Annotated in this window: 1 protein-coding gene; it reads left to right on the forward strand. The window is 64.9% G+C overall.

What is annotated here, in order from left to right:
• Positions 1-140 precede the first annotated feature (140 nt).
• Positions 141-1,039: helix-turn-helix domain-containing protein (locus ACLBKS_RS16445; RefSeq protein WP_410193882.1), on the forward strand; the 899-nt coding region annotated here is incomplete at its 3' end.

A 1,039-nucleotide genomic window follows, 5' to 3' on the forward strand; every position in this document is an offset into this window, starting at 1 on the left:
TGAACGTGTTTAGTATTTTTCCGACAGTTGCTCGAGATTGAGTGACTGGCTCACCCGACTGCTGACAGGCGGGTGAGCGGCCCCGGGTCTCATGGGTACGATGAACTTTCCACAGTTTTCCGTATTCAGGAGAAGAATCCGTGACCGCTCAGACACAGAGTATCAAACGCAAGCTCAGCTTGCTGCAACTGGCCGAGGAACTCGGCAACGTCGCCAAGGCCGCCCAGATCATGGGCTTTCACCGCGACACCTTCTACGAGGTGCGCAAGGCCTTCCAGAGCGGTGGCGTGGCCGCCCTGGTGGAGCAGCGCCGCGGCACCCGCAACCCCCACCCCAACCGGGTCAGCCCCGAGGTCGAGGCGGCCGTGCTGGACCATTGCCTCAAGTACCCCACCCATGGCGCCGCCCGCGTCGCCAACGACCTGCGCCTCGAAGGTGTCAACGTCTCGCCCTCGGGCGTGCGCGGCGTGTGGCTGCGCGCCGATCTGGAGACGCGCTACAAGCGCCTGATGCGCCTGGAGATGACGGCGCGCGAGCAGACCACCTACGTCCTCACCGAGGCCCAGATCCGGCTACTGGAGCGCCACAGCCCCGAGTTCCGTACCCGCCACGTCGAGTCCAGCGCCCCGGGCGAACTGCTCAACCAGGACACCTTCTACTGGGGCACGATCAAGGGCGTGGGCAAGGTCTACGTGCAGGTGGTGATCGACACGTTCTGCAGCCTGGCGTTCGCCAAGTGCTACAGCTCCAAGATGCCGGTGACGGCGTGTGACCTGCTGTACGAGCGCGTGCTGCCCTTCTACGACGCCTTGGGCGTGCCGGTGCAGGCCATCCTCACGGACAACGGGCGCGAGTTCTGCGGCAAGCCCGAGAGCCACCCCTACGAGCTGCTGCTGGCGCTGGAGGACATCGAGCACCGAAACACCAAGGTCCGGAGCCCGCGCACCAATGGCTTCGTCGAGCGCATGAACCGCACGCTGCTGGACGAGCACTTCCGCGTCAAGGGCCGGGAGAAGTGGTACACGGCCATCGAGGAGAT

The sequence above is a fragment of the Hylemonella sp. W303a genome, assembly GCF_046452315.1.
Taxonomy (GTDB): Bacteria; Pseudomonadota; Gammaproteobacteria; order Burkholderiales; family Burkholderiaceae_C; genus Hylemonella.